Genomic DNA, 23,958 nt, shown 5'->3' on the forward strand with positions numbered 1-23,958 from the left:
CAGCCTCCGGCCACGGGCCACCGCCGCCCAGGCCGCGCCGGCCGTCGAGTCAGCCGAACGTCAGCGGACGAGCGGGTCGAGTATCTTGGCGAGATCCTCGAAGGACATGGCCCCGACGTGCTTTTCGCCATTGATGAAGAAGGTCGGAGTCGAATTGACGCCGAATTTCTCCGAGCCGCGTGTGCGGACAGCCTCTATTCCTGACAACACCTGCTGATTCTTCAAGCAGGCTTCGAAAGTTTCCTGTGAGAAACCGGCCTGCTTGGCAAACTGCAGCAGCGAATTATACGGGGTCTTGGTGAAGGCCCAGCCCTTCTGGGTGGCGAAGAGCGCTTCGACCAGTGGGAAATATTTGTCGTCACCGGCGCAGCGCGCCAGCATGTAGCCGGCGGCGGACACCGGATCGAGCGGAAATTCCCGCAGGATCAGCCGCAGCTTGCCGGTGTCGATATAGTCCGACTTGAGCCGGGGGTAGACGTCGGCATGGAAATGCGCGCAGTGCGAGCAGGTGAGCGACGAGTATTCGATCATCGTCACCGGCGCGCTGGCGCTGCCCAGCACCTTCTCGGGCAGCGGGCCGGGCACCAGCAGGTCGGCGGCAGCGAAACTTTCGGCGCCGGCCGGGCCTGCGAACGGGGCACCCGCGAGCGGGGCCAGGGCCAGCGGGGCCAAGGCGGCAAGGCCGGCGGCCAGCACGGTTCTGCGCGTCGGGGTCATCCTGTCTCTCCGTCCGATCCGGCGTGTCGGGTAGCGTGATCGGCCGACGGTGGCAAGGTTGCGGCGGCCGGTGTTCACGCCTTCGTCAGCGTGCTCTCACCGCTTGCGGCCGTGCACGAAGGCGCCGAGCCGCGCCAGACTCTCCTTCAGCCCGTCATCGGCGATCGCGTCGAGCTGCGCGCGCTCCTGCGCCACCAGGTCGGGGTCGGGCTCGGGCGGCGGCGGAGGCGGCCCGGCCTTCGGCGTCACCGGCCCCTGCCGCAGCGCCAGCCGGCCGACGCAGGCCCAGCCGAAGGTGCGGTTGATGCGCTCGACCACCTGCGGGGCGGCGAACTGCAGGTCGAGCGCATGGGTGCCTTCGACCCGCACCACCAGCGTGGCGCCGCGATTGTTGGGGTCGTCCTTGGGCGGCCACACCAGCCGCACCGGCTCGCTCGCCGCCGCGAGATCCTCGCCGACGATCTCCGGCCAGTGGGTCAGAAGCTCGACGGCGGCAAATCCGTGGGCGCGGGCCGCCTCGCCGAGCGAGCCGGCGATCAGGTCGGCGAGCGGCCGGACGCGCGGGCGTTTGGACATCGGGTGGCGGCGCCTAATATGAATCGCGTGGATTCAACAGCGAACCTATCAGCGGCGACTCCCGCCGGGAAGCGCGCCGCGCCCGCGGCCGAACACCTGCTCGTGTGGTACGACCGCCATCGCCGGCGCCTGCCGTGGCGGGCCGAGCCGGGCGTCGCGGCCGACCCCTACAAGGTGTGGCTGTCGGAGATCATGCTGCAGCAGACCACGGTGAAGGCGGTCGGTCCCTATTTCGCGGCGTTCCTCGATGCCTTCCCCACCGTCGAGGCGCTGGCGGCGGTGCCTCTGGAGGAGGTGCTGCGGCGCTGGGCCGGCCTCGGCTATTACGCGCGCGCCCGCAACCTGCACGCCTGTGCCCGCGCGGTGGTGGAGCGGCACGGCGGCCGCTTCCCGGACACCGAGGCGGGCCTGCGGGCGCTCCCCGGCATCGGCCCCTACACCGCCGCGGCGGTGGCGGCGATCGCCTTCGACCAGCCGGCGGCGGCGGTGGACGGCAATGTCGAGCGGGTGATCGCCCGCCTCGTCGCGCTGGAGACACCATTGCCAGCCGCGAAACCGGAAATCCGGGCGCTGGCCGAACGTCTGGTGCCTCTGGCGCGGGCCGGGGATTTCGCCCAGGCGCTGATGGATCTCGGTGCCACAATCTGCACGCCGCGCGCGCCGGCCTGCGTGCTCTGCCCGTGGGGTGAGGCCTGCGCGGCGCGGGCCGCCGGCACCCAGGAGACGTTTCCGCGCAAGGTCGCCAAGGCGGCGCGGCCGCTCAAGCGCGGCGCGGCGTTCTGGTTGGTGCGCGGCGGCGCCGAGGTGCTGCTGCGCCGCCGGCCGCAGAAGGGGCTGCTCGGCGGCATGGCCGAGGTGCCGGGGACGGCGTGGCAGGCAGAGTTCGATGCGGCCGGGGCGCTCGCTGCGGCGCCGCTCGCGGCAGACTGGCGCAGGCTCGCCGGCACGGTGCGCCACGGCTTCACCCATTTCGAATTGGAGCTTCTGGTGTTCGCCGCCGACGTGCCGGCCTCGACGCCGGTGCCGGACGGCGGCTGGTGGCAGCCGGTTGAGGACATCGACGGCGCCGGCCTGCCGACGGTGATGATGAAGATCGCCCGGCTGGCGTCAGCAGTGCGGGACTCTGACCGGGACGGGCGAAGCTGGTAGGATGAGACGGTCGGGCTCTTCGGCAGGCGTGGCCAGTTATGCACCAGTAGCCAAGCCCGGGGAGAGCCCTAAGTGTGCCTGGGGTGCCGGCGTCGGCCGAGCCCCTGCCGGAGACTGCGATCGATGTCGTTTCCCCCCAAATCCGCCTCCGCCCAATCCGCCTCTGCCAAGCCGTCTCTCGTCAAACCGTCCCTTCGCGAATCCGAGCCCGGCACCGGCCGGCCGCTGACCGGCCGCGCGGTGCTGGTCTGGATTCTCGGCTTCTTCGCCGTGGTCATCTGCGTCAATGCGGCGATGGCGTGGCTGGCGATCTCCAGCTTCAGCGGCACGGTGGTCGACAGCGCCTATCGCGCCGGCCAGGACTTCAACCACGAGATCGAGGCCGCCCGCGCCCAGGCCGCCCGCCACTGGGCGGTGAGCGTCGATGTCGCCCGTACCGCCGAGGGCGGCGCCGAATTGCGCCTCACCGCGCGCGACGGCGACGGCCAGCCGGTCGGCGGCCATCACGCGCGGGTGGAGCTGCAGCGGCCGGCCGACCGGCGCGGCGACGTGGTGCTGGAGCTGAACGAGGCGGGCGGCGGGCTGTTCACCGGCCGGGTGGCGGCGCTGGAGGCCGGCCAGTGGGACGTGGTGATCGCCATCGAGGGGCGCGACGGGCCGGTGTTCCGCTCGCGCAACCGCCTCGTCGTGCCGTGAGGGCGCCGCGATGACCACGGGGCGGGACCTGTCGGCGCGGGATCTTTCGGTTTTCGTCACCCGCCTCGATGGCGGCGTCGCCCGCATGGACCTCGCCGTCGAGGGCATCACCTGCGCCGCCTGCATGATCGAGATCGAGGGCGGGCTTTCGACGCTGCCGGCGGTCACCCGCGCCCGCGTCAACCTCACCAACCGCCGCGTCGTGGTGGAATGGAAGGACGGCGAGGTCGATCCGGCGCGGCTGATCGACCGGCTCAGCGAACTCGGCTACCGCGCCCATCCGTTCGACCCCGCCCAGGCCGAGGCCGAGGAGGCGCGCGAGGCGCGCTGGCTGCTCACCTGCCTCGCGGTCGCTGGCTTCGCGGCGATGAACATCATGCTGCTGTCGGTGTCGGTGTGGTCGGGCAATGTGAGCGACATCACGCCGGAGACGCGCGACTTCTTTCATTGGCTGTCGGCGCTGATCGCCATTCCCGCCGTCGCCTATGCCGGCCAGCCGTTCTTCCGCTCGGCGATGCGGGCGCTGCTGCACGGCTCGCTCAACATGGACGTGCCGATCACGCTCGGCGTGCTGCTCGCGGTCGGCATGAGCGTGGTCGAGACCATGAACCACGCCGAGCACGCCTATTTCGACTCGGCGGTGATGCTGCTGTTCTTCCTGCTCACCGGCCGCTTCCTCGACATCAACATGCGCCGCCGCACCCGGGCGGTCGCCGGCAATCTCGCGGCGCTGAAGGCCGAGACTGCCGTCAAGTTCATCACCCCCGCCGAGATTTCCGAAGTGCCGGTGGCGGCGATCAGGCCGGGCGACCTCGTGCTGGTGCGGCCGGGCGAGCGCATCGCCGTCGACGGCGTGGTGGAGGAGGGCCGCTCCGAGGTCGATGCGGCGCTGGTGACCGGCGAGAGCGCGCATGCCGAGGTCGAGCCCGGCACGCCGGTCTATGCCGGCACGGTCAATATCAGCGGCACGCTGCGGGTGCGCGTCGCGGCGGCGGCTTCAGGCACGCTGCTCGACGAGGTGATGCGGCTGCTCGACCATGCGGTGCAGGCGCGCTCGCACTATGTCCGCCTCGCCGACCGCGCGGCGAGGCTCTACGCGCCGATGGTGCATCTCACCGCGCTGCTCACCTTCGCCGGCTGGATGCTGGTTGGCGCCACTTGGCAGACGGCGCTGGTGGTGGCGATCACCGTGCTGATCATCACCTGCCCGTGCGCGCTGGCGCTGGCGGTGCCGACGGTGCAGGTGGTGGCCTCGGGCGCTCTGTTTCGCCGGCAGGTGCTGCTCAATGCCGGCGACGCCATCGAGCGCTTCGCCGCGGTCGATACCGTGGTGTTCGACAAGACCGGCACGCTGACCGCGCCGGAGCCGGCGGTGGCCAATCGTGACGCCATCCCGCCCGACGTGCTGGAACTCGCCGGCCGGCTGGCGCTGGGCAGCCGCCACCCGATGGCGGCGGCGCTGGCGCGGGCCGCCGGCGCCCGCCAGCCGCTGGCGGGGGCGCGCGAGGAGCCCGGCCAGGGCGTTGCCGCCACGCTGGATGGCGTCGAGATCCGGCTCGGCCGGCCGTCCTTCTGCGGCGCCGAGGCGGAGGCCGCGGCGCTGGCCGAGGCCGAGCCCGACGCCTCGCTGATCGCGTTCGCGCGCGGCGAGGCGCGCTGCGTGTTCGCGCTGCGCCAGATGCTGCGGCCGGACGCCGCCGCGGTGGTGGCCGAGATTGCCGCGCGCGGCTACGCGATCGAGATGCTGACCGGGGACCGCGAGGCCCCGGCGGCGCAGGTGGCCGAGGCGCTGGGATTTGCGAACTGGCGCGCCGGACTGACGCCGGCCGAGAAGATCGCCCGCATCGCCGAACTCAAGGCCGCCGGCCGCACGGTGATGATGGTCGGCGACGGGCTGAACGACGCGCCCGCGCTCGCCGCCGCCGACGTGTCGCTGTCGCCGGTCACGGCGGTGCATCTGGCGCAGGCGGCGGCCGATGCGGTGTTTCTCGGCGATCGCCTTGCGCCGGTCGCGGCGACACTGGCGATCTGCGGCAATGCGCGGCAGCTCATGCGCCAGAACCTGATGCTCGCCGTCGTCTATAATGCGATCGCCGTTCCGGTGGCGGTCGCCGGGATGGTGACGCCGCTGATCGCGGCGCTGGCGATGTCCGGCTCCTCGCTGCTGGTCACCGTCAATGCGCTGCGGGCGGGCGTGGGCGCGGACGGGCCGCGTCCTGCCGACGACCAGCCGGCGGATGCGCCGCCGGTGAACCGGCAGCCGGCGCGGGAGCAGGTGGCCGAAAGTTAGAGTGTCCGTGGGAGGAGAGGCGCGCGATGGAGGTTCTGGTCTATCTCGTGCCGATGGCGCTTCTGCTCGGCCTGCTGGGGCTCGGCGCGTTCGTGTGGTCGATGAAGACCGGCCAGTTCGACGATCTCGACGGCGCGGCGTGGCGGGCGATCATGGACGATGACGACGCGCCGCCGCGCCGCCCGGACCAAAGCGAGCCCGCCGCGAAGGCTGCCCCGCCCGGCAAGCCGGCGACGTGAAACAACGCTCTCCCTCCCTGAAAGCACGGATTTGGTCCGCCGGGATGCCGCCGGGCGGCCTCGCCGGCTGGCACCCCCGACCAAGGATGGTTTGACGCGGCGCACGAATTTTCGATGATGTTGGTCCAACGACATCCGGCAGCACGCACGCCGGCAAAGACTTCAGGGAGGACTGACGACTATGGCGCTTGCGAACATCCTGGTTCATCTCGATTCGACCCCGCGCACCGGCGTGCGGCTGGCCTTGGCGGTCCGCCTCGCCGAGCGGTTCGGCGCCCGCCTTACCGGGCTGTTCGCGGAGGTCTCGGAGGCCTACCGCGTCGGCGTCGTCGCCACCTGGCCGAGCGCCGAGCATGTGGCGGCGGTGGCCGCCGCCCGCACCGCCTTCGCGGTCGCGACCGCCAAGCTCGGCGAGCGCGCCGCCTTCGATGAGGTCAATCGCGGCGGCGAGCAGGAGATCCTGGCCCGCACCACCGATATCGCCCGCACCTTCGACCTCGTGATCCTCGGCCAGACCGAGGAGGGCGTGCGAGTGCCGGTCGATCTGCCCGAGCAGGTGATCCTGGAAAGCGGCCGGCCGGTGCTGGTGATCCCCTATGCCGGCAGCTATTCCGATCTCGGACGCCGGCCGCTGTTCGCCTGGAACCGCTCGCGCGGCGCCGCCCGCGCGCTGCACGACGCGCTGCCGCTGATCGCCGAAGGCGCGGCGGGGCTGGTGGTGGAGGCACGCCGCCCCAGCGAGCCGCTCGACGAATTCGCCGAGATGGTGATAGCCCAGCTCGCCGCCCATAAGGTCGCCGCGCGCTTCCAGGGCGTGGTCGTCGACGAGATCAAGCTGATGGATACGCTCTTGAATCAGGCCGCCGACCATTCGGCGGACCTGCTGGCGATCGGCGCGTTCGACAGCAGCGGCTTCTCCTTCCTCGGCCGCGGCTCCGGCACCCGCTACATCCTGCGCCACATGACGCTGCCGACGCTGTTCTCGCATTGATACGGTTTCCGGTTGATCCCTTCGGGATACCGGAAACCGTATGAGGCCGGCGGCCCGGGCCGGCGCTTGCGGCGATCAATAGGTTTTGATGCTGCCTGCGCCGAAGGCAAGGTTCAAAAGCGGCTCTCCTGAACGTTGAACGCCATCGTGCACGCGTTCAGGAGAACTTCCATGCGTAGAGCACATCAAGTCATCGCCCTGATCGGTCTCGCCGTCTCGGCGAATGCGTCAACTCAACTGGTTGCGCCAGCCGCCGCGCAGAATGCTTCGGCTCAAGCTGCCTACCAGGACATCGAGCAGACTTTCGGCTTCGTGCCGGACTTCTTCAGGAAGGTGCCGGAAGCAGCCATCGCCGGGGCCTGGATGGAGATGAAGTCGCTTCAGCTGAACCCGAAGACGAAGCTCGACGGCAAGACCAAGGAGCTGATCGGCCTTGCCGTCTCGGCCCAAGTGCCGTGCCACTACTGCATCTACTTCCACACCCAGGCCGCCAAGGCCTCTGGTGCCACCGACGAGGAGATCAAGGAGGCGGTGGCGATGGCCGGGATCACCCGCCACTGGAGCACGGTGCTGAACGGCATGGACATCGACCTCGCCGCCTTCAAGCGCGACACCGACGCGGCCTTGAAGGCGGCCGGCGAGCGTACCGGCTCGACCACCGGCATGAGCACGCGGTGAGGCCGGCCGAAGGCGATGGCGCGCCGATTCCGCGCGGGCAGTGTTGCGAAATTTTACCTCCGCGCGGCAACGAAGTGTTTCAACTCCGGTCCGGAGGAGTACGATGAGCGTGGAAAGGCGGGGATTCGCAAGCATTTGCCGGCGCGGGCGGCGAGATGGCCGGCGCGTGATGGATTTGGGCTCACGCAGGAGGGCAGGATGCAGGAAGAGGCGCAGACCGAGGGGGTGGTGAAGATCGAGGCCGCCGTCAAGGGACGTCTCCCGTTCGCCGCTGCATTGGTCGCCGTGCTGGCCGTGCTTGCCGTCTACATGCTCATCGCGTGGCTGATCTATGCGCTGGCGGTTCATCTGTGGCCGGTGTTCATCGCGCTGGTGCTGCTGGCGGCGTGGTGGATTTCCCGCCGCCCCGGCGACGGCTTGCCGACGTTGCGCTGAGCGGCCGGCCGGCGCTCCGGCCGGGGGCTGCGCCCGCGTCTCCAGGGGCTCCGGCTCCAGACAGAAAGTGTCCGGGCCGGGCCACCCCCAACGACTTCCGGCGGCGAGGCGTTTCCTCGTCTGTGTGTCGGGTTTCCGGTCGAAAGCCGAGACGGCTTTTCGCCAATTTCCGGTTTCGAGCTGCGCCGCGCCCCCTCGATTGTTCAACCGGGAAGATGGTCGACACTTTGGACCGGGATGATGGTCGACAGGTCTGGGTCGGGGTTTGCGGTTCGTTCCGCCGCTTCGCGGAGCCCCCGACGAAAGCGCCGGCCCGGCGGGGACGGGCGGGCGCCTGTGCGGGGCCATGGGGGGGCGGCGGACCCTGGCGGCTGGTCCGATCGTCGCCCGGGAGGGGCGGGCCTGACCGCGCCGCCCGGCTGTCAACGGGAGCGGCCGGGCATGCTCCGGATGTCGAACAAAGTCGAAATCGTTACCATATCGTTTAACTATAGTTATTAACCGTAGGCGCCCTGCGTCATCTTCAGAATATCGCACCATAAACCAGACGGGTTAAGCCTAATCCACAGATATTTTAGCCAACTCAATATTGAATGATACGTTCCGTGCCGCTTCTGTGGCCGGTCATGACGCTTCCATCAGGCGAGTGACCGGTCAGACCAAGGATAATGGCACGAGGAGTTCCTGTATGACGATCCTGAGGGGCGCTGTGATCGCCGCAGCGGTATCGATTGTTTTGCCCTTTTCCTCAATGGCCTACAGCAAGGAGGCGCGCACCGAGCAGGTTCGGGGTCACAGCGCCGGAAAGACGTGCGCGAAGACGGGGCAGACGGCGTCGAAGAGCTCGCATGCAGCCCGGACCAAGCGCGCCGGGATCAAACGCACCGGGGCCGCGCGCGCCGGGCGCGCGCGCACCCTTGCGGCGCGCGATCCCTCGGGGCTGGCGCTGACCGCCGGCGTGGTGAAGCCGCTGGCCGACAAGGCCGCCGAGATCGTCGCGGCCTGCGGCGCGCGCGTCATCAGCGGCGTCCGCCACACCCGCGTCGCCGGCACCCGGACGATGTCGCTGCACGCCAGCGGCCAGGCGATCGACATGCGGGGCAATCCGGCCTGCATCTACCGGCACCTGCAGGGCTGGCCCGGCGGCTACACCACCGATTACGGCCGCGCGCAGCACGTCCACATCAGCTATGGCGGGCGGGAGCACGGGCTGCGGTTCGCCCATGGCGGAAAGTCCCCGTCGCGCAAGGCAAGCCGCAATATCCAGATCGCCCGCCGTTGAGGGGGACCATCCCGCCGGCCGCTGGCGACGAAAAGTCCCGTAGGCATGCTCGGCGCGGATTGGTATGCGGGCGGGATTTTCAGGAAAGGGCGGAGTTAGGGAAACGGGGTGCGAGTCTTCTAGACTGGCTTGTTCGTAAATGCTCGTAAATTGTGGAAGGTCGAGAATGTTGCGACTAGACCATCCGAGACCGCCGCAGAGCCTCAAGAATCCGATGCGCTCAATCGACTCGCACCTCGATTCGCCGCTTCCGTCGAGCCGCCGCATAAGGCAAGAAGAACCTCTGGTCTACGCCGCTACGCCGAGAGCCTGATATGCCTCGATCCGCACCAGTCATTGGCGTAACGCCAGCTGTTTTGAGATGGGCGCGCGAGAGTGCGAACATGTCGACGGCCGACGTCGCCGAACGGCTTAAGAAAGCGGTCGAACTTATCGAGGCTTGGGAGAGCGGTGAGGATGCGCCGACTTATCCCCAGTTGGAGACGCTGGCCTACGAGGTCTACAAGCGTCCGTTGGCCCTGTTCTTTATGCCGTTCCCGCCGGATGAGCCGCGCGCCCGAGCCGAATTCCGCTCGTTGCCTGATGCCGACCTTGCCCATCTTGCGCGCGAGACGACCTTGCTGATCCGCAAGGCGCGCGCCTTTCAGTTTGCCCTAATCGATCTGTATGGCGATCGGAACCCGGTCGCACAGCCTATCTGGCGACAGGTGCGGGTGGACCCGCGCGGCAATGTTGCGCGGCAGGCTGCGCTCGTCCGGCACGCGTTGGGCGTCAGCCTCGAGGACATTAGGCAGCAGCCTGACGATGACAGCGCCCTGAAACTGTGGCGCCGTGCCATCGAGCGTAGCGGTGTTCATGTCTTCAAGGAGAGTTTCAAGCAGAGAGAACTCTCCGGCTTCTGCCTGTGGCATCCAGAGTTCCCGGTCATCCTAATCAACAATAGCACGACGAAGACCCGGCAGGTTTTCAGCCTGATGCACGAGCTAGCACATTTGCTGTGCGACCGCAGCGGCATAAGCCGGTTCGATGATAGGGGCATTGATGACCTCCCCCCGCCCGATCGGGCCATCGAGCGTTTCAGCAATGCGTTGGCGGGGGAAATACTCGTGCCCATGGTGGACTTTGCGGCCGCCACTGCAGCATTCGCGCCTGACCGGGCCAGCGATGAGCAATTTTCCGCGCTGGCCGCGCGCTATCGTGTGAGCCGGAGCGTGATCCTGCGCCGTTTCGTCGAGCGCGGTGCGGCGACAATGGATTTCTACCTCGCAAAGGACCGCGAGTGGGCGGAGCAACGCCGCGAAACGGCAGGTGGTGGCGGAAGCTACTACAACACCCAAGGGGCTTATCTTAGCGAGCAGTTCCTTCGGGAAGTCGTGTCGCGCTATTCGCGCCGTCTCCTGACCAAGGCCGAAGCGGCAGACCTTATCGGCGTGAAGCCGCGCAATTTCGAGCGGTTCGAAGAACTCGTGCTGCGGGGTGCCGCCGCATGATCTACGTCTTCGATACAAACACGTTTTCGGAGATGAGCCCTCTGCTTCCGGACGTCTTCCCCGCATTCTGGGTACGATTTGAAGCGGCCGTTGCCGCTGGTGAGATCACTTCAACACGTGAAGTGCTACGAGAACTCAGCGACGGCGCAAATAACCATGTGCTTGATTGGTGTAACCGTAACAGGACGATTTTCGCAACGCCTAACGATGCTGAGACCTCGTTCCTCCCGCGCATCTTCGCGGTGCCCCACTTCCAGCAGATTATCAGCGAGAAAGCGCGTCTTCGTGGCACCCCAGTTGCCGATCCCTTCATCATCGCGCGGGCTCACGCGCTGGGCGGAACCGTGGTGACTGAGGAAAGCCCACGCCCCAACAAGCCCAACATTCCCGCCATTTGCCAGCATTTCAACATACCCTGCATGAAGCTTGGCGACTTCATGCGAGCTATGCGCTGGACATTCTAAGGCGCCATCTGGGCAGTACGATTCAATTGATAGCAGCCTTTCGCAATTCTGCGAATTTCTGCGCAAATGGCGGAGCCGGAGGGATTCGAACCCTCGATAGGGCTTTACAACCCTATAACGGTTTAGCAAACCGCCGCCTTCAGCCTCTCGGCCACAGCTCCGTGCGCACAGCTATGCCCGACGACGGCGAGGCTGGCAAGCCGGCTGTGCATACCGAAGTGCGTCCGCCGATCCGATCGCACCAGGCGGGCGCCCCAAGCTCTTGAGGTGTCGCCACCTCCTGCGCAAAACCGGCCCCGCTGTTGCTGAGAATGCTCCGGCACGATGGCACCGTGCCGAGCCTCTGCCTCGCGGGTGCCGCCGGTCGGCCGCGCCGTGGCTTGCGCCGTTGCGAGGTGGCGCCGTCGAAGGTCGCTGCGATCCGGTTGGCGGCCGTCGTCAACGTCCCTTGGCCCATTCGCGGGCGGCGCGCAGCGCGGTGGCGATCTCGGCCTCGGTCATCTCGGCCGCCAGTTCGCGGCGCAGCCGGATCGCCTCGGCATTGCCGCGCATCGCCGCCAGATTGAACCATTTGTGGGCCGTCACCCGGTCCGTCTCCACCGCGCCACCCGTCGAGTACATCAGGCCCAAGCGGTAGAAGATGTCGCCCGATGCCTGCCCGGCGGCGATCGCGGCGGTCTCCAATTCGGCGATCTCGTAACGCCCCATGCTACTCTCCCGTCGGATACCGGCGGTATTGCCGGTGGACTATCCTGTCGCGCCTCCCAAGCCCGACGATCGAAACAATGAAGACAACAATTGAATCGTCGTTTAATCATTGCGCCTAATGAATCGTTGTTTTCGAAAATGGTGGTCGCCATTCAGGACGCGTTAAGCAATACATTTGGTTAAGCCCGACGGCCTCTCCGATGCGGCGGGCGGGCCGCGCGGCTGGCCGGGCCGGGATCGGGGTTGCGCCGTGGCACCCGCTGGCTTAGGCCGGGCGGCATGACCACCGCGCCGGCCGTTCCCGAAGCCACGCTGCTCGCCGATCTCGGCGGCACCAATGCCCGGTTCGCGCTGCATGAGGGCGGCCGGCTCGGCCGCATCGTCCGCCTGCCGGTGGCCGAGCATGCGAGCCTGCCGGCGGCGATTTCCGCGTTCCTGGCCGCTGAGGGCGCCGGCCGGCGCATCGGCCGCGCCGTGCTGGCGATCGCCGGGCCGGTGGAGAACGGGCGCGCCGACTTCACCAATACCGATTGGGTCGCCGATTCAGACGAGCTGGCGCAGCGCTTCGGCTTCGCCGCGGTGCGGCTGATCAATGATTTCGCCGCCCAGGCCTGGGCGCTGCCCGATCTCGCCGCGGCCGACCTCCGCCCGCTCGGCGGCGGGCGGGCGGTGGCCGGCGCGCCGATGGCGGTGCTGGGCCCCGGCACCGGGCTCGGCGTCGCCGCCCTGGTGCCGGCCGCGGGCGGCGCCGTCGCAGTCGCCACCGAAGGCGGGCACGTCACGCTGCCCGGCACCTCGGCGCGCGACGACGCCATCATCGCCATCCTGCGCCAGCGCTTCGGCCACGTGTCGGCGGAATGCGTGCTGTCGGGGCCGGGGCTGGTCAATCTGCACGCGGCCATCGCCACGCTCGACGGCGCGGCCCACGTGCCGCGCAGCGCCGCCGACATCACCGCGGCGGCGCTGGCCGGCACCTGCCCGGTGTGCCGCGCGGCGCTGGATACGTTCTGCGCCATGCTCGGCACGGTGGCCGGCAACCTCGCGCTGTCGTTCGGCGCACGCGGCGGGGTGTTCATTGCCGGGGGCATCGCGCCACGCATCGTCGACCATCTGGCGGGCTCGGCGTTCCGGGCGCGGTTCGAGGCCAAGGGCCGGTTTGGCGACTATCTGGCGGCGATCCCGGTGCATGTGGTGCTGCATTCCGACCCCGCCTTTGTCGGGCTTTCCGCCCTCGCGCGGGCCGGAGGATAGAGCGCGGGCTCGGCCGCCTGGGAAAATCCGCCGATCGGCATTCAAATCTGCCGGGAACCCGCTATGGTGCCGGGAATCGCAGGCGGGTCCGCTCGCGGGCGCCTGGTTCCGGGGATCGACATGCGATCGTCCGGACGCCGGATCATTCGAAAACCCCGACCGGGTCGGTTTCGTCTCGAACCAGCCGTGGTCAGGCCCGGGAAGCCAAGAGGACCAATCGGAGGACACGATGGCCACTACGACAAAGACCACCGGAAAACCCAACGCCCTGCAGAAGCCCATGCAGCCTTCGCCCGAGCTGGCGGCGGTGGTCGGTGCCGGTCCGCTGGCCCGCTCCGAGGTCGTGAGCAAGATCTGGGACTACATCAAGTCCAACAACCTGCAGAATCCCGCCAACAAGCGCGAGATCCTCGCCGACGACAAGCTTCAGAAGGTGTTCGGCAAGGATAAAGTGTCGATGTTCGAGATGAACAAGTTCATCTCCGCCCACCTGAAGTGATGCTGCCGCCGGGGGATCACATCGTGATCCCCCGGGCGATGCAGGGTGCCGGCATTTCCAGACGGTTACCGGTTGATTGGTTCGGCTTCTTCCTTCCCTCTCCCCTTGCGGGAGAGGGTGGCGAGACCGAGCGACGCGAGGTCGAGCCGGGTGAGGGGTAAACCCTGACGCGCCTTTCGGAATTCACCCCTCACCCGCCTCACGATCTTCGATCGCTCGGCACCCTCTCCCGCAAGGGGAGAGGGAAAGAAGGCGGCTCCCGGCCAGCGGTTGATTCCTTTCGGGGCGCCGGAGACGGTCTCGCCGAAAACCCCAAGTCTGCAAGAGACCGTCGATAATTCCAACGGCCCCAGACGCTGACGCGTGGGGCCGTCGTCTCTCGTGGATTTTCTTTTGAAAAAGCGGGGATTTCACGAAAATCCGCGATCGGAACCAACGGTCTGCTTTTGCTGTCGTTGGAATAATGAGATCTTCGGCGATCGGAACACGGCGTTCCGGTTGATCCCGAAGGGATCATCCGGGAGCCGCCTCACAGCGCGTCCTCCCAGCTCCGGCTGAGGCGCACGGCGCTGTTGATCAGGCCGACCATCGAATAGGTCTGCGGGAAATTCCCCCACAATTCGCCGGTCGTCAGGTCGGCGTCCTCCGACAGCAGCCCGAACGAGTTGCGGTAGCCGAGCAACTGCTCGAACAATTCGCGCGCCTCCTCGCGCCGGCCGATCGCCCACAGCGCATCGACATACCAGAAGCCGCAGATCAGGAAGCCGGTCTGCATGTGGCCGAAATCGTCGGCGGTGTCGTAGCGCACGAACAGCGAGCCGCGCTTGAGCTGGCGGCCCACCGCCTCGACGGTGGCGATGAAGCGCGGATCATTGGCGGCGATGAAGCCGAGATCGGCGAGCAGCAGCAGGGTGGCGTCGAGATCCTCGCCGTCGAAGGTGGACACGAACGAATTGCGTTTGGCGTTGAAGGCGCGGTCGGCGATGACCGCGTGCATGCGGTCGGCCTCCGTCCGCCAGATCTTCGCCCGCTCCGGCCGCCCCAGGCCGTTGGCGATCAGGGCCAGCCGGTCGGCGGCGGCCCAGCACATCACGCTTGAGAAGGTGTGGACGGAGGCCTTGGTGCGCAGCTCCCAGGGCCCGGCGTCGGGCACGTCGAACACCGCCACCGCGCGGGCGGCGAGCCGTTCGAGGCCGGCGAACAGGTCGCTCTCGCTGCTGCGGATCAGCCGCCGGTCGAAGAAGGCGTGCACCGAGGCCAGCACGAGGGCGCCATAGGCGTCGTTCTGGATCTGGGTGTAGGCGGCGTTGCCCACCCGCACCGGCCCCATGCCGCGATAGCCGGTCAGCGCCGCGGCCAGCCGCTCGTCGAGCTCGGCCTCGCGGGTGATGCCGAACAGCGGCGGCATGTCGAGCCGGCCGGGCAAGAGGCCGAGATCGCCGGCGATATTGGTCATATAGGTGATGAACGCCTCCATCGTGCCGGTCTGGCCGAGGCGGTTCAGCGCGTTGATGACGAAATAGGCGTCGCGCAGCCAGCAATAGCGGTAGTCCCAGTTGCGCTCGGTGCCCGGCGCCTCGGGGATCGAGGTGGTGAGCGCCGCGACGATGGCGCCGGTCTCCTCGAAATTGCACAGTTTCAAGGTGATCGCCGCGCGGATCACCGCCTCCTGCCAGTCGAACGGGATCGACAGCGCGCGCACCCAGTCGCGCCAATGGTCGACGGTCGAATCCAGGAACTCGCGCGCCGTCGAATCGGCGTTCGAGCGCAGCGGCTCGTCGGCGCCGAGGAAGAACGACATCGGCCGGTCGATCACGAACTGGCGCTGTTCGAGGATGTAGGACACCGGCGCGTCGGTGGTCAGCCGCACCGTCTGGCTCGGCCCGACATAGCGGATGTGGTTGGCGCCGCGGGTGATCTCCGGCTTGCGCGCGCCGCACTCGAAGGTCGGCAGCACCCGCACCACCAGATGCGGCCGTCCGCGCAGCGGCCGCACCCGCCGGATCAGCGAGGGCGGCCGGTGGATGCGGCCGAAATGGGTGAAGCGCGGCGCGAAGTCCGTGATCTCCAGCGCATTGCCGTCGCGGTCGGTGAGCACCGACACCAGCACGGCGGTGTTGTCGAGATAGCGCTGATGGCAGGACACTTGGCCGACCAACTCCATCGCGAAGCTGCCGCAGGCATCGTCGGCCTTGCGGCCGCCGTCGAGCAGCTCGTTGAAGATCGGGTCGCCGTCGAAACGCGGGAAGCAGCACCACACGATGCGGGCGCGGCGGTCGATCAGCGCGGCAACCATGCAGTTGCCGACGACCGCCAGATCGAGCGAACTCATAGAGACTCCGTGGTCGTGTGGGCAGTCGTAGCGGGAGACGCGGCGGCGGGGGACGCGGCAGAGGTTTCGGCCGTCGCGAGGCCGATCGGGCCGCCATCCGCCCAGCGCGCGATCAGGGCGCGCACCTCGGCCGGCGAGGCGAGGCGGGCCTGCGCCCGGGTCGGCCCGGCGCCGACATGGATGGTGAGGCCGCCGCGGGCGTTCACCACTTCGAAACCATGCTCGTCGGTGAGGTCGTCGCCGATGAACACCGGGCAGCGGTCGCGATAGGGCGGCTCGGCCAGGAAGCGCGAGATCGCCACGCCCTTGGAGGCGCCGACCGGCACGATCTCGGCCACGGCCTTGCCGTGCTGCAGCCGGTAGGCGCCGCCGAGATCGGCGACGATCGCCGCCATCGCCGCCATCGCATCCTCGGCGCGCTCGGGCGCCTTGCGCCAGTGCAGCGAGACGGCCTTGCCCTTGTCCTCGACCAGCAGGCCGCTGTCGGCGCCGAACCGGTGCTTCAGGTCGTCGACCACCCGGCGGAAGTGCGTCGGCTCGGGATGGTCGAAATGCGTCCGCTCGCCGAGGCGGCATTCGGCGCCGTGCAGGCCCGAGGCATCGAAGCGGTGGGGCGCGAACAGCGCATCCAGCGTCGCGAGGTTGCGGCCGGAGACGATGGCGAGCGCGCCGCCGAGCCGCCGCTGCAGCCGCACCAGCGCATCGCGCGTGGCGGGGTCGAGCACCACCGCGTCCGGCCGCTCGGCGATGTCGACGAGGGTGCCGTCGAAATCGAGAAACAGGGCGAAACGGCGCGCCGCGAGGCTGCCGGTGTCGGGGCCCGGCATGTCCGGCTGAAGGGAGTCTGTCATGCAATCGTCTCGGTCCGGCTGACGCCGGGGCTGAAGCGGGGGAGGGCGGCGAGCGGCGCGCTTGCGGTGAGGGCGTCGAGGAAGCTTTGCGTCCACCACCCAATATCGTGCCGGCACAGGCCCTCATACAAGACCCGCCAGCGGGCGATGCGCTCGTCCTTCGGCATCGCCAGCGCGGTGCCGATGGCCTCGGCGACCTCGAACTTGTCGAACGGATTGACGATCAGCGCCTCGCGCATCTGCTCGGCGGCGCCGGCGAAGCGCGACAGCACCAGCACGCCGGGGTCGTCCGGGCGCTGGGCGGCGACGTATTCCTTGGCGACCAGATTCATGCCGTCGCGCATCGGCGTCACCAGCCCGACCGCGGCGTTGCGGAACAGCCCGGCCAGCACCGGGCGGGTGTAGCTGCGCTTGACGAAGCGGATCGGCATCCAGCCCGTATCGCCGAGCGAGGAGTTGATGCGGCCGAGCGTCTCGTCGGTCTGGCGACCGACCTGCTCGTATTCGGGCACCTCGCTGCGCGAGGGCGGGGCGATCTGCAGCAGCGTGACGTTGCCGCGCCGGTCGGGATTGGCGACCAGGAAGCGCTCGAAGGCTTCCAGCCGCTCGACGATGCCCTTGGAATAGTCGAGCCGGTCGACGCCGATCACCAGCGGCCGGTCGCCGAGCCCGGAGATCATGCGCTGCACCACCGAATTGGCGTCGGCGTGCTGGGCGGCGGCGCGGAAGGCGGCGGTGTCGATGCCGATCGGCAGTGCGATGATGCGCGGCGCCGCCGGCACCGGCATGCCGCCCACCGGCTCGGCGAAGGAGCGGGCGAGGTTGCCGGCGTCGCGCTCGGTGTGCACGCCGACGAGATCGTAGGCGGCGAGCGCAGTGAGAAGATCGCCCGCGCCCGGCAGCGCGCCGAACACGTCGATCGGCGGCCAGGGGATGTGGTGGAAATAGCCGATGCGGTTTTGGATGCCGAGCCGGCGCAGCTCGGCCGCGAACGGGATCAGGTGATAGTCGTGGACCCAGATCAGATCGTCCGGCTCGATGATCGCCGCCAGCGCCGCGGCGAAGCGCCGGTTGACGCGCATGTAGCCGGCGAACTCGGCGCGGGAGAACTGGGTGAGCCCGAGCCGATAGTGCATGTTCGGCCACAGCGCGCGGTTGGCGAAGCCGAGATAGTATTCGTCGCGGTCGAGGGGGGTGATGTCGACCACCGCGTAGCCGACCCGGCCGCGCTGGACGATGTGCGGCAGCTCGGCCGGCGCCTCCGAGACCCGGCCGCTCCAGCCGAACCACACCCCGCCGCGCTCGCGCAGCGCCGCCCGCAGCGCCACCGCGAGTCCACCGACCCCGGCCTTGCCTTCCCTGTTCGGGGCCGACACCCGGTTGGACACAACGACAAGGCGCATGGATGCTCCAAAGATGGCTGCCAGTAATATGGCGGCCAGACGGACGGCGGCCAGGGCTTTCGCAAGCGCAACGCCTTTCGCAGGCGCAACATCCAACGCCTCAGCTTGGGCAAAGTTCACCGCACTGCGAAAACGCCGGGTGTGGCGGGCCTTGCGGCGGGGAGTCCAGCGGGCGGAGCGCTGCGGCGAGCCTCGCCCGCGGCGCGTGCCTCGCTTATGGTGAAACATCACCTCCATTGCCCGCAGGCCACCATGTACGCGATGCTCGATCCCTCCCGCTTCACCGTGTTCGTCACCGGCGCCACCTCCGGCTTCGGCGAGGCGATCTGCCGCCGGTTCGCCGCGGCCGGGGCCCGCATCGTCGCCTGCGGCCGCCGCGCCGACCGGCTGGAGACGCTCAAGGCCGAGCTGGGCGACCGCTGCCACGCCTTCGCGCTCGACGTGCGCGACGCCAAGGCGGTGCATGCCGCGGTGGCGGCGCTGCCGGCGCCGTTCGACGAGATCGACGTGTGTGTCGCCAATGCCGGGCTGGCGCTGGGGCTGGAGCCGGCGCACCAGGCCGATTTCGACGAATGGCAGCAGATGATCGAGACCAACTGCCTGGGCCTCGCCGCCACGGTGCATGCGGTGCTGCCGGGGATGGTGGCGCGCGGACGGGGTCATGTCGTCACCCTGGGCTCGATTGCCGGCGATCACCCCTACCCCGGGGGCAATGTCTATGGGGCCACCAAGGCATTCGTGCGGCTGTTGGCGCAAAATCTGCGCGCCGACCTCGCCGGCACCGGGGTGCGGGCGACCAATATCGAGCCGGGGCTGGCCGAGACCGAGTTCTCGCTGGTGCGCTTCCGCGGCGATGCCGAGCGGGCAGGGGGCCTCTACCGCGGCGCCGATCCCATCACCGCCGAGGACGTCGCCGAGACGGTGTTCTGGTCCACCACGATGCCGGCGCACCTCAACATCGTCCGCATGGAGATCATGCCGACCTCGCAGGGCTTCGGCCCGACGGTGGTGAAGCGGCGGGGGTGAAAGAGATGACAGGACGGGGCAGGCGTCCGGCCGGACTCATCGCAGCGGGGAGCCGCGTTCCTTCCCTCTCCCGCAAGGGGCTACGGCATTCACGGATCTGATTCTGTGCTGAGCCATCAATGGCTTAATGGACAGGCTGCGGTTGTCTCATCGAGAACGCGGTGGATCGGCAGTTACCGGGGGCCGCAGGATTGAACTCGTCATGCCCGCGCTTGCAGCCAAGCTTGCGCAGGCTGCATGAATTTGCCTGCGCGGGCATCCACGTCTTGAAAACCTATTTGAAAACAAAGACGTGGATGGCCGGGACAAGCCCGGCCATGACGACGGCGGGCTTGTGCCAGACGCCGCAGGCGCAAGTCACGCCGAAAGAGATCGCGTTTCGGCTCGATCTCTCTCGGCCCAGGCGATTCAGATCCATGAATACCATAGCCCGCAAGGGGAGAGGGAAGAAAGGCGCCGCCCCTGTGGGCCGGAACCCGCCTCACACGCCGATCAAGAGCCCGATCATCAGCAGGCCGCCGAGCACGGCCTGGAACTGGGCGGTGCGGGCGAGAATCGCGTTGAGGCCGCGGCCGATCGGCTCGGCGGCCATGTCGCGGCTGAGGCTCAGCGCCAAAGGCAGGGCGGTCAGCGTCGCCAGCGGGCCGAACGAGCGGGTCACCACCGCCACGACGACGCCGAACAGGCAGGCGGCGACCAGGAACAGCCGGTAGAGCCTGCGGGTGGCATCGGGGCCGAGCAGGATGGCCAGCGTGCGGCGGCCGGACGCCGCGTCGCCCTCGCGGTCGCGGTGGTTGTTGACCAGCAGCACGGCCGCCGCCGGCAGGCCGATCTGCAGGCCGCAGACGATCGCGGCGAGCGACCACGTGCCGACCATCAGCCAATAGGTGCCGAGCACCGCCACGCCGCCGAAGAAGGCGAGCACGAACACCTCGCCGAACGGCGAATCGGAGATCGGCCAGGGGCCGCGCGAATAGCAGTAGCCGGCGACGATCGAGGTGGCGGCGATCACCGCCATCGCCGGGCCGCCGATCGCCACGGCGAGCGCGCCGGCCGCCGCCGCATAGAGGAAGGCGGCATAGGCCATGCGCTTCACGGCGTCCGGCGCGATCAGGCCGCTCGCGGTCACCCGCGTCGGGCCGATCCGGTCCACGGTGTCGAGGCCGGTCCTGGCGTCGCGCCAGTCATTGAACAGATTGGTGCCGATCTGGATGGCGAGCGCCGCCGACAGCGCCAGCAGGAACTGCGGCGCAGCGAAGCTGCCGGTGACGGAAAGTGCCGCCGCCGCGCCGGTCAGCACCGGCACGATGGCCATGGTCAGCGTCTTGGGGCGGATGGCGAGCCACCACGCCGCGGCCGGCGTCGGTGCGGCGCCGGCCGGTCCGCTGCCGGCCGTCACGGCCGCACGACGCCGAGCAGGTGGGCGATGTCCTTGAACAGGATCTTGACGTGCGCCGCCGGCTTCTTGCGCACCAGCTCCTTGTTCATATAGGCCTCCCACGTCAGCTTCTGGACGTCCTTGTCCTGGCAGATGCTGACGAAGCGCTCGCGCCGCTTGTCGTTGCTGTAGAAGAAGCGCTGCAGCAGGCCGAGGATCCAGAACACCCGGCCGTGGTCCTTCATGAAGCGCTTCCTGGCGGTGGCGAGCGCGCGGGCATCGCCGGTGGCGAGGAACTGCTCGACCGCCTCGGCGGCGAGGCGGCCGCCGGTCATGGCGTAGAAGATGCCTTCGCCCGAGGCCGGCGCCACCACGCCCGCCGCGTCGCCGGCCAGCAGCACGTCGCGGCCATTGTCCCAGCGCTTGAGCGGATGCAGCGGGATCGGCGCGCCCTCGTGGCGGATCATCTCGCAGCCTTCGAGGCCGGCGCGCTTGCGCAGGATCGCCGTGGCGTCGCGCAGCGCGAAGCCCTTGTGGGCGGAGCCGACGCCGACGCTGACGGTCGGCCCGTGCGGGAACACCCAGCCGTAGAAGTCGGGCGAGACGTCGCCCTGGTAATAGACGTCGCAGCGGCGCGGGTCGTAGGTGCCGGTGCCCGGCTCCGGGGCGTTGATGATCTCGTGATAGGCGAAGACGTAGGGCACCTTGTCGGCGCCCGGCACGGTCTGGCGCGCCACTTCCGAGCGGGCGCCGTCGGCGCCGATCACCGCATGGGCGCGCACGGCCACCATCTCGCCGCCGCCCTTGGGCTGGTAGCGCACCAGCGCCACGCCGTCGCTGTCGCGGTCGATGCGCTCGAAGGTGCCGGCGCGGCGCTCGGCGCCGGATTGGGCTGCGCGCTCGCGCAGCCATTCGTCGAAGGTGGCGCGGTCGACCATGCCGACATAGCCGTCCTCGATCGGCATATCGACTTCCTTGTTCGAGGGCGCCACCATGCGCGCCGCCGTGACCTTGGCGACGATCTGGGAGTCGGGAATTTCGAAGTCGCGGATCGCGCGCGGCGGAATGGCGCCGCCGCACGGCTTGATGCGGCCGGCCTTGTCCAGCAGCAGCACCGTATGGCCGCGGCGGGCGAGGTCGGTTGCCGCCGTCGCGCCGGCCGGGCCGCCGCCGACCACCACCACGTCGAAGGTTTCGTGCCCGCTCATGGCTCATCCCCTCCCTGTGCCGGCGGCGAAGCTCTCCTCGCCCGTCCGGACCCGGTCGCGCGCGACCGGCTGATCAAGACCGTGAATCTGAGTTGCGAGAACGGCGGAGACGACGAACAGCAGCGCTTCCGTCGCGAACACGCCGGTATAGGCGACCACCGGGTCGCCGACGACATAGCGGACGATGTCGACGGCAACCGTGCCGACGAATCCCCCGAGCCCGAAGGCCAATGCCTGCGAGGCGCCCCACAGGCCCATGCGCACGCCTTCGCGTGAGGCATGACCCTGGCCGGCGAGGCCCATCATCGAGGCGATGGCGGCGCCGGCAAAGGCGCCGTTCGCCGCACCGAGCACAAATACCGATGCCCGGAGCGGCCAGCCCGGACCGACCGCACCGGCGGCGACGAGGCTCGCCAGCGCCGCAGCCGACACCAGACAGCCGCCGACCACCCATTGGCGCATCGAGCCCAGCCAGCCGCGGCAGAGCGACGAGCCGGCGAGCGCCACCGCGATCAGGCCGGCGAGCACGCCGCTGTGCTGGATGCCGGACAGCTTGGTCGACTCGCCCGGCGTCATGCCGAACACCGCGCCGGCAAACGGCTCCAGGATCAGGTCCTGGGCGGAATAGGCCAGCATCGACATGAAGAGGAAGATGGTGAAGCGGCGCGCCTCGGGCTCGGCCCACACCTCGGCGAGCGCGACGCGGAAGGGCGGCTTGGCCTCCGGGGCGGCGGCGGGCGCGGCGGCAGCCTTGCCTTCGAGGCCCCACACGGCGACGACGGCGAGCAGGAAGGCTGCGACCGCGAGGCCCGACGTGACGGCCACCAGCCGCTCGGGCGAGAACGGATCGAGCAGGCTGCCGGCGACCCCTGCGGTCACCGCGAAGCCGGCGATCATCATGATCCAGACGATGGTGGCGGCCGGGGCGCGGCGCGGCTCGGCCACGCGCTTGGCCAGCAGCACCAGAAGCGAGGTGCCGGCGGCGCCGACGCCGATGCCGATCAGCGTGAAGGCGATGACGGCCAGCGTCACGCCGGCCGTCACATTGGTCGACATCCAGGCGGTGGCGATGGCCGCGCCGATGCCGCCGAGGCCCAGCACCGCCATGCCGCCGATGATCCAGGGCGTGCGGCGGCCACCGACATCGGAGCCGTAGCCCCAGCGCGGCCGCAGCGTCTGCAGCGCGTAATGCCACGTGACCAGCGCACCGGGCAGCATGGCCGGCAGCGCCAGCTCCACCACCATCACCCGGTTCATGGTCGAGGTGGTGAGGACGATGATGGCGCCCAGAGCCGTCTGGACCAGACCAAGGCGGACGATGCCGAACCAGCTCAGGGGCTTTGCGATCATGCGCCCCCCGAGCCGAGCGCGAAGGCGGCTGTCAGCATCCCCAGGACATAGAGTGTGGTGCCGGTGGCGTTGTACCACGCGGCCTTGCCCTTGGGATCCTTGAGCAGCGGCACCATCAGCACGAACTGGGCCGCCAGCAGCACGGCGACGATGACGGCGTGGACCGGCCGGTCCCAATAGGCGAGGAGGCCGATCACCACCACCTGCGGCAGCGCCATCACCACGCAGGCGAGGCGGGCGGCGGTGTCCTCGCCCAGCATCACCGGCAGCGAGCGGACGCCGAGCTTGCGGTCGCCCTCCACCGCCTTGAAGTCGTTGGTGGTCATGATGCCGTGGGCGCCGAAGCTGTAGAGAAAGGCGAGCAGGATGATCCGCCAGTCCGGCATCACGGCGGCCATCACGGCGGCGCCGGTGAACCAGGGCAGGCCCTCATAGCTCAGCGCCACCGCGCTGTTGCCGAGCCAGCCATTCTGCTTCAGCCGCACCGGCGGGGCGCTGTAGAGCCAAGCCAGCGCCAGCCCGACCACGGCGGCGCCTAGCACCCACGGCCCCAGCATCGCCGCCACCGCCAGCGACAAAGCGGTGCCGGTCATCGCAATATAAAGACCCCAGCGGCCGGGAATGCGGCCCGAGGGGATCGGCCGGTTCGGCTCGTTGATGGCGTCGACGTGGCGGTCGAACCAGTCGTTGATGGCCTGGCTGGTGGCGCACACCAGCGGACCGGCGAGCACGATGCCCGCCAGGATCACCGGCCAGCGCTCCGACGCCGGCAGGCCGGACGAGACCACGCCACAGGCGAAGGCCCACATGGGCGCGAACCATGTGATCGGCTTGAGCAGCTCGAGAACTGCAGCAGGGGTCGGGCGTTGCATGGCGCGGACACTATTCATGACACTTCGGGCCGTCAATTGAACCTGACAGTCGCACAGACCTCGTGCCAGACCG

23 protein-coding genes and 1 tRNA gene are annotated in these 23,958 nt (G+C 69.0%); 13 read left to right on the plus strand and 11 right to left on the minus strand.

What is annotated here, in order from left to right; all coding sequences use genetic code 11:
- Positions 1 to 60: 60 nt before the first annotated feature.
- Positions 61 to 717 (minus strand): DsbA family protein, encoded by a 657-nt coding sequence (locus BLTE_RS00945; RefSeq protein WP_126396750.1) that lies wholly within the window; start codon positions 715 to 717, stop codon positions 61 to 63.
- A 96-nt stretch (positions 718 to 813) separates the two neighbouring features.
- Positions 814 to 1,293 carry a DUF721 domain-containing protein gene (locus BLTE_RS00950; protein WP_126396752.1) on the minus strand — a complete coding sequence of 160 codons (480 nt, stop codon included), beginning with the start codon at positions 1,291 to 1,293 and terminating at the stop codon, positions 814 to 816.
- 18 nt (positions 1,294 to 1,311) lie between these two features.
- Here BLTE_RS00950 and mutY point away from each other — a divergent pair, with 18 nt between their 5' ends.
- The 10 genes from mutY (at position 1,312) to BLTE_RS01000 (ending at position 11,007) form a co-directional block, all read left to right on the plus strand.
- Positions 1,312 to 2,442, plus strand: coding sequence for an A/G-specific adenine glycosylase (gene mutY, locus BLTE_RS00955; protein ID WP_126396754.1), 1,131 nt, complete (start codon positions 1,312 to 1,314; stop codon positions 2,440 to 2,442).
- A 123-nt stretch (positions 2,443 to 2,565) separates the two neighbouring features.
- Entirely contained in the window at positions 2,566 to 3,138 is a 573-nt protein-coding gene (locus BLTE_RS00960) for a FixH family protein (RefSeq protein ID WP_126396756.1), read from the plus strand.
- A 10-nt stretch (positions 3,139 to 3,148) separates the two neighbouring features.
- The gene (locus BLTE_RS00965; protein ID WP_126396758.1) at positions 3,149 to 5,428 is read left to right on the plus strand and encodes a heavy metal translocating P-type ATPase; all 2,280 of its coding nucleotides are present in this window, start codon (positions 3,149 to 3,151) and stop codon (positions 5,426 to 5,428) included.
- 26 nt (positions 5,429 to 5,454) lie between these two features.
- Positions 5,455 to 5,667 carry a cbb3-type cytochrome oxidase assembly protein CcoS gene (ccoS, locus tag BLTE_RS00970; RefSeq protein ID WP_126396760.1) on the plus strand — a complete coding sequence of 71 codons (213 nt, stop codon included), beginning with the start codon at positions 5,455 to 5,457 and terminating at the stop codon, positions 5,665 to 5,667.
- A 181-nt stretch (positions 5,668 to 5,848) separates the two neighbouring features.
- Positions 5,849 to 6,658 carry a universal stress protein gene (locus BLTE_RS00975; RefSeq protein WP_126396762.1) on the plus strand — a complete coding sequence of 270 codons (810 nt, stop codon included), beginning with the start codon at positions 5,849 to 5,851 and terminating at the stop codon, positions 6,656 to 6,658.
- Positions 6,659 to 6,829: 171 nt separating this feature from the next.
- Positions 6,830 to 7,336, plus strand: a complete 507-nt coding sequence (locus BLTE_RS00980) for a carboxymuconolactone decarboxylase family protein (RefSeq protein ID WP_126396764.1) — start codon at positions 6,830 to 6,832, stop codon at positions 7,334 to 7,336.
- A 198-nt stretch (positions 7,337 to 7,534) separates the two neighbouring features.
- Positions 7,535 to 7,771, plus strand: coding sequence for a hypothetical protein (locus BLTE_RS00985; protein WP_126396766.1), 237 nt, complete (start codon positions 7,535 to 7,537; stop codon positions 7,769 to 7,771).
- A gap of 688 nt (positions 7,772 to 8,459) precedes the next feature.
- On the plus strand, positions 8,460 to 9,053 hold the full coding sequence (locus BLTE_RS00990) for a hypothetical protein (protein WP_126396768.1): 594 nt from the start codon (positions 8,460 to 8,462) through the stop codon (positions 9,051 to 9,053).
- A gap of 383 nt (positions 9,054 to 9,436) precedes the next feature.
- Positions 9,437 to 10,543 (plus strand): ImmA/IrrE family metallo-endopeptidase, encoded by a 1,107-nt coding sequence (locus BLTE_RS00995; RefSeq protein ID WP_244600067.1) that lies wholly within the window; start codon positions 9,437 to 9,439, stop codon positions 10,541 to 10,543.
- On the plus strand, positions 10,540 to 11,007 hold the full coding sequence (locus tag BLTE_RS01000) for a PIN domain-containing protein (protein ID WP_126396773.1): 468 nt from the start codon (positions 10,540 to 10,542) through the stop codon (positions 11,005 to 11,007). The genes BLTE_RS00995 and BLTE_RS01000 overlap by 4 nt, the downstream gene beginning before the upstream one ends.
- Before the next feature lie 67 nt (positions 11,008 to 11,074).
- Here the strand turns inward: BLTE_RS01000 and BLTE_RS01005 are convergent.
- Positions 11,075 to 11,168: transfer RNA gene (locus BLTE_RS01005), tRNA-Ser, on the minus strand.
- 277 nt (positions 11,169 to 11,445) lie between these two features.
- Positions 11,446 to 11,715 carry an SEL1-like repeat protein gene (locus tag BLTE_RS01010; protein ID WP_126396775.1) on the minus strand — a complete coding sequence of 90 codons (270 nt, stop codon included), beginning with the start codon at positions 11,713 to 11,715 and terminating at the stop codon, positions 11,446 to 11,448.
- A gap of 279 nt (positions 11,716 to 11,994) precedes the next feature.
- Between BLTE_RS01010 and glk the strand changes: the two genes are divergently transcribed.
- Positions 11,995 to 12,966, plus strand: coding sequence for a glucokinase (gene glk / locus BLTE_RS01015; RefSeq protein WP_126396777.1), 972 nt, complete (start codon positions 11,995 to 11,997; stop codon positions 12,964 to 12,966).
- A gap of 229 nt (positions 12,967 to 13,195) precedes the next feature.
- A complete protein-coding gene (locus tag BLTE_RS01020; RefSeq protein ID WP_126396779.1) occupies positions 13,196 to 13,465 on the plus strand; it encodes an SWIB/MDM2 domain-containing protein in 270 nt (89 codons plus the stop codon).
- Positions 13,466 to 13,994: 529 nt separating this feature from the next.
- Here BLTE_RS01020 and BLTE_RS01025 read toward each other — a convergent pair.
- Genes BLTE_RS01025 through BLTE_RS01035 form a run of 3 tightly spaced genes read right to left on the minus strand, consistent with a single transcriptional unit; the run spans position 13,995 to position 18,051 of the window.
- Entirely contained in the window at positions 13,995 to 15,797 is a 1,803-nt protein-coding gene (locus tag BLTE_RS01025) for a glycoside hydrolase family 15 protein (RefSeq protein WP_126396781.1), read from the minus strand.
- Positions 15,794 to 16,624: a trehalose-phosphatase gene (gene otsB, locus BLTE_RS01030; RefSeq protein ID WP_126401978.1), complete on the minus strand. Its 831-nt coding sequence runs from the start codon at positions 16,622 to 16,624 to the stop codon at positions 15,794 to 15,796. Before otsB ends, BLTE_RS01025 begins: the two co-directional genes overlap by 4 nt.
- A 20-nt stretch (positions 16,625 to 16,644) precedes the next feature.
- Complete coding sequence (locus BLTE_RS01035) at positions 16,645 to 18,051, minus strand: alpha,alpha-trehalose-phosphate synthase (UDP-forming) (protein WP_126396783.1); 1,407 nt, start codon at positions 18,049 to 18,051, stop codon at positions 16,645 to 16,647.
- A gap of 252 nt (positions 18,052 to 18,303) precedes the next feature.
- Here BLTE_RS01035 and BLTE_RS01040 point away from each other — a divergent pair, with 252 nt between their 5' ends.
- Entirely contained in the window at positions 18,304 to 19,077 is a 774-nt protein-coding gene (locus tag BLTE_RS01040) for an SDR family NAD(P)-dependent oxidoreductase (RefSeq protein WP_126396785.1), read from the plus strand.
- 481 nt (positions 19,078 to 19,558) lie between these two features.
- Here the strand turns inward: BLTE_RS01040 and menA are convergent, their stop codons facing one another.
- The 4 genes from menA to chlG are packed head-to-tail and all read right to left on the minus strand — an operon-like array spanning position 19,559 to position 23,885.
- Positions 19,559 to 20,476 (minus strand): 1,4-dihydroxy-2-naphthoate octaprenyltransferase, encoded by a 918-nt coding sequence (menA, locus tag BLTE_RS01045; protein ID WP_126396787.1) that lies wholly within the window; start codon positions 20,474 to 20,476, stop codon positions 19,559 to 19,561.
- Complete coding sequence (locus BLTE_RS01050) at positions 20,473 to 21,663, minus strand: geranylgeranyl diphosphate reductase (RefSeq protein WP_126396789.1); 1,191 nt, start codon at positions 21,661 to 21,663, stop codon at positions 20,473 to 20,475. Before BLTE_RS01050 ends, menA begins: the two co-directional genes overlap by 4 nt.
- Before the next feature lie 3 nt (positions 21,664 to 21,666).
- The gene (locus BLTE_RS01055; RefSeq protein ID WP_197723286.1) at positions 21,667 to 23,010 is read right to left on the minus strand and encodes a BCD family MFS transporter; all 1,344 of its coding nucleotides are present in this window, start codon (positions 23,008 to 23,010) and stop codon (positions 21,667 to 21,669) included.
- Complete coding sequence (gene chlG, locus BLTE_RS01060) at positions 23,010 to 23,885, minus strand: chlorophyll synthase ChlG (RefSeq protein ID WP_244600172.1); 876 nt, start codon at positions 23,883 to 23,885, stop codon at positions 23,010 to 23,012. The genes BLTE_RS01055 and chlG overlap by 1 nt, the downstream gene beginning before the upstream one ends.
- Between the last annotated feature and the right edge of the window lie 73 nt (positions 23,886 to 23,958).

The sequence above is a fragment of the Blastochloris tepida genome, from assembly GCF_003966715.1.
In the GTDB taxonomy this organism is placed as follows: Bacteria; Pseudomonadota; Alphaproteobacteria; order Rhizobiales; family Xanthobacteraceae; genus Blastochloris; species Blastochloris tepida.